Origin of the sequence: Desulfosarcina sp., from assembly GCF_046496365.1 — a bacterium.
Taxonomy (GTDB): Bacteria; Desulfobacterota; Desulfobacteria; order Desulfobacterales; family Desulfosarcinaceae; genus Desulfosarcina.
Genome location: NZ_JAWOHB010000085.1, coordinates 1 through 7237, shown reverse-complemented (window position 1 = coordinate 7237; position 7237 = coordinate 1). Strand labels below are relative to the sequence as shown.

5 protein-coding genes and 3 pseudogenes are annotated in these 7237 nt (G+C 54.0%); 5 read left to right on the top strand and 3 right to left on the bottom strand.

Features of this window, described 5'->3' with window-relative positions:
- Positions 1-922: pseudogene (locus R6V78_RS07015) on the top strand (hypothetical protein); the annotation flags it as partial.
- A gap of 28 nt (positions 923-950) precedes the next feature.
- Here R6V78_RS07015 and R6V78_RS07010 read toward each other — a convergent pair.
- On the bottom strand, positions 951-1961 hold the full coding sequence (locus tag R6V78_RS07010) for a hypothetical protein (RefSeq protein WP_410288624.1): 1011 nt from the start codon (positions 1959-1961) through the stop codon (positions 951-953).
- Between the two features lie 792 nt (positions 1962-2753).
- Here R6V78_RS07010 and R6V78_RS07005 point away from each other — a divergent pair.
- From R6V78_RS07005 to R6V78_RS06990, 4 genes and pseudogenes are all read left to right on the top strand, one after another.
- Positions 2754-3428: pseudogene (locus R6V78_RS07005) on the top strand (lipid A deacylase LpxR family protein).
- 80 nt (positions 3429-3508) lie between these two features.
- A pseudogene (locus tag R6V78_RS07000) lies at positions 3509-3667 on the top strand (lipid A-modifier LpxR family protein); the annotation flags it as partial.
- A gap of 94 nt (positions 3668-3761) precedes the next feature.
- Entirely contained in the window at positions 3762-5015 is a 1254-nt protein-coding gene (locus R6V78_RS06995) for a PAS domain S-box protein (RefSeq protein WP_410288623.1), read from the top strand.
- Between the two features lie 19 nt (positions 5016-5034).
- Complete coding sequence (locus R6V78_RS06990; RefSeq protein WP_410288622.1) at positions 5035-5463, top strand: response regulator transcription factor; 429 nt, start codon at positions 5035-5037, stop codon at positions 5461-5463.
- 59 nt (positions 5464-5522) lie between these two features.
- Here the strand turns inward: R6V78_RS06990 and R6V78_RS06985 are convergent, their stop codons facing one another.
- Positions 5523-6341, bottom strand: coding sequence for a hypothetical protein (locus R6V78_RS06985; RefSeq protein ID WP_410288621.1), 819 nt, complete (start codon positions 6339-6341; stop codon positions 5523-5525).
- Between the two features lie 25 nt (positions 6342-6366).
- Entirely contained in the window at positions 6367-6639 is a 273-nt protein-coding gene (locus R6V78_RS06980; RefSeq protein ID WP_410288620.1) for a hypothetical protein, read from the bottom strand.
- Positions 6640-7237 lie beyond the last annotated feature (598 nt).

Genomic DNA, 7237 nt, shown 5'->3' with positions numbered 1-7237 from the left:
GGACTGGATCGTCAATAAACGCCGGACGCAGGATACGGACGAGCCCCACCACGGGCTGCTGCCCACAGGATTCATCGCCGAACACTTAGTGCCCAACGATCATTATTACTGGGATAACTTCTGGCGGGTGGCCGGCCTGTGCGCGGCGGGTCGACTGGCCGGCGATTATCAATCCCAAAAAAAGCAGAACGCGTATTATGGGCAGGCGGTCGATTTTCGAAAACGCATCTTGGAGAGCATCGAAAAGATGCCCGAAAAAAAGAGGAGAAAAGCGATCCCGGCATCTCCCTACCGCCGTCTGGACGCGGGCGCGATTGAATCCATCGTGGCCGATTATCCCTTACAGTTGACGCCCCCCAATGACCCCATGATCATGAACACCGTCGCCTACCTGATGAGAAACTGTTTTCATTCCGGAGCATTTTTTCAGGACATGATCTACTCGGGAATCAATGCTTACCTGACCCTGGATATTGCCCAGACGCTTTTGCGGGCCGGTGACCCGGCCTATCGTCAACTGATTATGACGGTCGCCGATCTGGCCTCACCCACCGGGCAGTGGCCCGAAGCGATCCATCCGTTTATCAAAGGCGGCTGCATGGGAGACGGACAGCACGGCTGGGCGGCGGAGTGGTTGATGATGATGCGTAATCTTTTCGTGCGCGAAGAGGGCAATACGATTGTGATCGGTTCCGGCATCTTCCCTGAGTGGATTGAATGCGGCCGGGAGATACGTTTTGGCCCCACGCCGGTGCCTGGTGGGCAATTGACGGTCACCCTGCGTCAATCCGGTGAGGCCGTTTTTCTGGATCTGGACGTTGATAGCGGCAACACAGCAATCGAAATGGCTGTGGCGGTCCCAGGTTTCCGAACGCATAAGCGCAGTAGTTCCTGTCACGCGCTGGAACTTAAACGATTGTGAGAAATGCCTTGTGACTGAACACAGCCGCTCAGACCCAATAGCGTTCACTTGCTTGTTTGGCAATGCTCTCCAGATCGAGATCAAGATCCCTTTTGGGTGCGATCAAGTCCAGTTGATATTTCTGGGAGCGCCTGCCAGGGTTCGTGGGGCCGTATGTCCGCAGCACCCCTAAAATGTCATTCCCATCGTGGGTGGCAAAAATATGCTCCTCGCCAGGTGCCACTTTTTTTCTTCTCATTTCTCCAAGCAGCTTATTGTTCAAGATTTCAAACGTAACGGTACTGAACTCGCCAAATCGGCCGATACCCAGTATCCGAATCAATCCCGTCAAACTATTTTCCTTATAGCGCGTATCATGGCAGACAATGACATAAGGCGGATACAGCGTCTTTCCACCCTTTAGCACCGCATGCTCTTGCGCTGTATCGAGTCGGTGGGCATAGTCCGTCAACTGTGCCCGGGACATACAGAATTCAGTCTTGCAATAGGCAAAGTACAGATGCGGATCGGTCAGACCGATGGCCACACAGGTACTGATCCGTGTTCTGGAGCCGTACGGTGGGTCTAAGTAGGTGGGGCAATGGCTGCGAACGATATCGTTGGAATCGATATCGATGGGAAGCTTGGGGCCGACTTTCCGTTTTCGCTTGAACGCGGCGGTCTTGTACGTGTATATGCGCCGGGCCGCGCGCGCGAAGAAACCGCTGTCCAGGTTGACACTGTTGGCCATCCCGTCCGGGAACAACAGTGACGCATTATCGAATTGCATGCTTTCACGGATCTTCTCACGAAAAATCGATTCGTCGAACGGTTCGGTGACCTCATACGTCACTTGCCTGTCGTCTACATCCTGGTAGATCAACCCGCCCGGAATGAAAATGGCACCTTTGTTGTCCAGCTTGCCGGTGGCCCCCTCTTCATGGATGCCCGGCAGTTGGCCCTGTTGAAGGCAGAAAAGCATTCGCCAGAGCGTATCCGTGCGGATGGCGATCAGCTCTCTGAACAAAAGACTATCAACGATCTCTTTTTTAACGCTCATAAAATCCTGTTTAGCGCAGATGATTCCCGCCAAAAAAACGGTTCTGGATTAAGCATTTCCTTTGGCCTGGAAACATTTCCGTTCGACGTAGCGCGATGTGTTCGCATCGAATACCGCCTCATTTTCATGGACCAATTTTGGCGGGCCCTCCCAGGCCCCACACGCCAGAACGACTGGATCACCTAGATTGAAGGGCCGCCCACAGGCGGCGCACGTTTTATGCCGCATCAACGCTTCACGGTCGACAATGCTTTTCAAATGGCCTCTTTCTCCAACTTGCATAGTATCTCCTTGATGTGACAAATGATTAATTGCTCTTCGTTGGAATCAACGGAGTTTTTTCGGACCGGACGAATTCGTCAATCTTTTCAAGGACCGCCTTCACCGCTGCATCTCCGGTTGATCCGGCCTTCAGCTTGTTCATCGGCGTCTTTCACCGACTCCCCAATTAAATAGCATGCCAATCCCAAATGGAAATAGGCACACCAGTGTACCTTTGCTTCGAAATGACCCTATTACTCGAATCCCTATGTTAATCCATCGTCTTTTGAGGACTCCGCTATAATGGTCGAAATGCGTGTTTCCATATCGGCATATAGAGTCCATGCCCTAGATGAATTCAACCTGAACCGGTTGATAGTGGTCAAATGAAACATTTACGCGAAAACAATCGTCCAAAAAAACCGGCGTGGACAGCGCAAATTGTTATGCTGCTGTTGGCGGCGCTGTTCCTCTGGCTGGTGGGAACGGGCATCATGTATCTTTTCAGGTACGTCACGATGAAATTGGGAAATCTCTGACTGGCAGCACACCAAAGCGATCAAATCCTCCTGGATATCGAAGGACTTGAAAAAAAACGGCGGTGACGGGAGCTTGCCGGCTTGGTCTCGATGGCTGGCCGAGCGGTTTCAAGGCACGGATCGGGATGATTTCCCGAACAACCTGGCCCTTTCCCTGGGTCAGAATATGTACACCCCGCGAAACACGTCCATTCAAGCGTTGATCGTGGATGACCGCCCCTACGCCGGCTAAACCTACCTGTCGGCCGCGCTGCAGCGCAAAAACATGGATCTGTTGAACACCTTCAAATCAAGCCTGGGCATCGTCGGACCCGCGTCCCAGACAGAGGAGGCTCAAACGTGGGTTCACGAGTGGATAGATGGCCAGGGTCCTCAAGGATGGGACAACCAATTAAAAAACGAGCCCGGCCTGATGCTCGTCTGGCAGCGCTTCTGGCGCATCCTTCGCCACCATTTCGGCGGCGGTGGCTTTGTCTGGGACCTGATTCCCCACGCCGGGGTAAGCCTGGGCAATGTGTTTACTTATGCCAACCTCGGTGGAGAAATCCGGTTCAGCTACAACCTGCCGGTCGATTTTGGCACATCCCTTATCCATCCCGGCGGCGGGACCTCCCCCCGGTCGGTCGGAAAGACCCTCGCCTCAGTGCAGTTTCTGACTTCGGCATAGCCTTTTTTGCCGGCGTAGACGGCAGGGCCGTTGCGCGCAACATCTTTTTGGATGGAAACACGTGACAGGACAGCCACAGCGTCGACAAGAACCCTCTCGTGGCTGACATTTCCGCTGGCATCAGCCTGGCCTACAAACGCATCAAGCTGACCTATGCGCACGTCTATCGAACCGAGGAGTTCGAAGGCCAGGATGAAGCACAGGTGTTCGGGTCAATCAGCCTTGCGGTTACATTTTAGGGTCACGGAAATAAAAAATCCCACCTTAATGTGCCGCCTGTAGGACCGTCGCCTTCAAAGAACTGGGCCAGCTAGCCAACAGCGCAATCATTCGTTGGCGCAAAGACGGATCGATTACTTTTTCAACGACTTTGCCCATGCCTTTTTCGGTTACTCGCGCGAAGCAATTCTAGGCAAACACATCGGCATTCTTCTCCCGCCACAGGCGTCCAACGGGAATGACCTGCCCGGAATGGTTCAGGAAATCCTCGACCATCCCGAACGTTACGTCAACAAAATCAACGAAAACATCTGCAGTGACGGTCGGCGGGTCTGGATGGCCTGGACCAATAGACCGATTTTCGATCAGGATGGCAATGTCTCCGAGATTCTGTCTGTCGGAGTCGACACCACCGCGCGCATACGGGTCGAAGCATATTTGCAGCAAAGCGAGGCACAATTTCGTCAGTTGGCCGATGCCATGCCACAACTGGTCTGGACGGCCAATCCGGATGGACAAGTCGATTACTATAACCAACGGCATGAAGAGTACGACGGCATTGAATGGATGCCCGATGGAGCCTATCAATGGGCTCCGGTTCTACACCATGAGGATGAGAAGCCTACCCAAAAGGCCTGGGAAGAAGCGGTTCGTAACGGTGAGACATACCGCATCGAGCATCGGGTCAGGCTCGCCGACGGCGGCTACCATTGGCACTTGAGCCGGGCCATACCCGTCCACGACACCCAAGGGAGGATTGTCAAGTGGTTCGGAACGGCAACCGACATCGACAAAGTCAAGCAGGCTGAAAATGAGCTGCGAACAATCAATGAAACCCTTGAACGGCGGGTGGCGGAGCGGACCGCCATAGCCAATATGCGCACAATGCAGCTTCAGTCGTTGGCGGTTGAGTTGATCGAGGCGGAAGAGAGGGAGCGCAGGCGGATCGCCCAATTGCTGCACGACGATCTTCAGCAGATGCTGGCATCGGCCAAGTTACAACTGGAAACGGCAACCGACAATGACGCCGACCATCCCACGTTGGAGAAGGTGGGCCAAATCCTGCGAGCGGCCATCGCCCAGGCGCGACAGCTGTCGCATGAACTGAGCCCACCCGTGCTGACGCACGTCAACCTGTTTGCCAGCCTGAAGTGGCTGGTGAGGCGGTTTAAAGACAACCGGATTGGGCCTGCGCAGCCTGCGGGAACGCGCCAGCTACATGGGCGGCAACCTGGCGATCGAAAGTGCTTCCGGTCGAGGCTGCCGTTTTATCCTGACGGTTCCCATCGATCTGGTCGACACCTCCGCGCGAAATCGGCGAATTACCGACCGGGTACCCAACCCGCGGACCGTATCGGCAGCTGGTAATCATCCGGGCTGCTTACGGGTGCTGTTCGTCGATGACCACACCCTGATGCGCAAAGGGTTGATCATGATGGTTGCCGGCAACCCGACCATCGAGGTGGTGGGAGAAGCGTCCAACGGGAGCGAGGCCATCGAGCAGGTCAGATACTTGAAACCGGATGTGGTTGTGATGGACGTTTCCATGCCGACGATGAACGGTATCGACGCGACATTCGCGATCAAACACGAATTCCCTGAGATACGCATCGTCGGCCTTTCGATGTTCGATGAAGATGATATTGCCCACCAGATGCAGCAGGCGGGAGCGGAAACCCTGCTCTGCAAAAACGCACCCGCTGCAGAACTGCTCGAGGCGATCTACGGGTCACCGGCGACAGTCAGGGCCAGCCTGCCGAAACATCCCGATCACCTTCATCAATTACCCCCCAAAGATAAGCCCGGTAAACCCTGACGTTGCCAAGTGCGGAATTGAAGCATCTTCTTAGGCAACGATCAGGTAAACCAACCCGTTTAATTGGCGGCGATATCCAACGTATCCCTCACTCCGCTGGAAACCACCATGCCGTCATCAATGACGAAAAAGCGAAACGAGAAGCCCGCGTCGACGGGCATTTTTAGCTCGTAGACCCACTTTTCCAGTCCATTGTCGTCCTTTTCGATGAGGACCGGTTCGCCCCAGACCTGCTTGACTGATTCCAGTGACATGGGGTGATTGCGGTAGTAACGGTTGCTGAGCTCGTTGATTTCGATGCAGCAGGTCTCCGATTGCCCGGGTGGGGAGGAGAATCCCTTTTCCGGAGAGATCCGGCTGGCCACGACGATGCCATCCTTGACAATGAACTTACGGAAATTGAAGTCCGTGTAGGGGTCCTGGATCGCGTATACACGGACTTGCGTACCATCCGACATATCCTTGACGCGCAACGGTTCGCCCCAGGTGCTGTCTATATGCGCAACCGTCGTCCGGTTGTTGGCGTAAAAGGCCTTGCTGAGATCGCTGGGATTGAAGCCAACGGATTGTTGATGCACCTTTGCCGGTGCCTCTCTGCCGATATCGGTTAGACCGCTGGCCAGGACCATATCGTCCCTGAACAGAAAATAACGGTATTTCAGATCGGTGTAGGGACTTTGGATCGGGTAGACGCGTTTTTCAATGTCGTTTTCCAGCAGGGTGACCTTTACCGGTTCGCCCCAATCTTTTTCCACATCCTGTAGCGAGCGTGGATGGTGCTGGTAGAACGTTCGGCTCAAATTGGCCGAGCATCCGGCAACGGCGATCATCGAACCGACCAACAGGCCGATGATTGATAACATCGGTTTTCTTTTCACTTTTGCCTCCTTTTCCCTATCGCCATTAGAGCGTGTTGTCGATGAGATGGTCCAGCAGCATCGTCTGGATGATCTCCCACGCGTCGCTGCTGGCCACGGGAACCGTCTCTTCTTGCTGGAAGGTGTAGTCTTTGCACAACCTCATGATTGTGGGATGTTTGTGTTTTAAATCTTCCCAGACACATTCCGGGCATTCGGCTTCGCTCAATGCGCCGATGGCATCGACGACGGCAATCCGGCCATCCGGGGTAAATCGAATCGTGTCCGCTTCGAGTTCGAGCGTTACCGGTCGGTTCATTTATTTTCTCCTTTGGCGACATAGACCGTCTTGATGTTGACGAACGATCGCATCATATCTGTTGATCACCTCACCCGTTGTCGGATTGAGAACGTCGATTTTCATGACCGTCTCCTCTTATGCCGTCGAGGCCTCTGAAAAAATAAAATTTTGAGTTTGGGGATTTACGCCGAAAAATTTCGGCAGCAACCATTTTCGATACCACAGGGTCAGCCTACAAAGGGTAAGGTCGCAGGAACATACTGTGCGGGCAGTATTTGTTGCTGCCGATTGTGGTATCCGCCGACCGCCTCAACCTGCTTATCCTCCGATGAATCTGTTTTGCTGACCCTGGTACCGATCTTCCGGCGCACCGCCTCATTTTGGAGCATCGGGTTCATACCCAGTCCAGATCGCGGATATACCGATTTGACCCTATGGCAGCAGCGGCATTCATCAGATAAATAGAAAACAGCGTCCAAAACCGTGTAGGTGAAAGGGAAAGGAGCGTCCAAGATGGCATCGACACCGCAGCACTGTCCGGGATTCACCCAGTTTAAAAACCTGGAGTCGTTCGCATGTGCCTGTCCGCATTGCGGGGAGAAAAAGGAGATTTTTT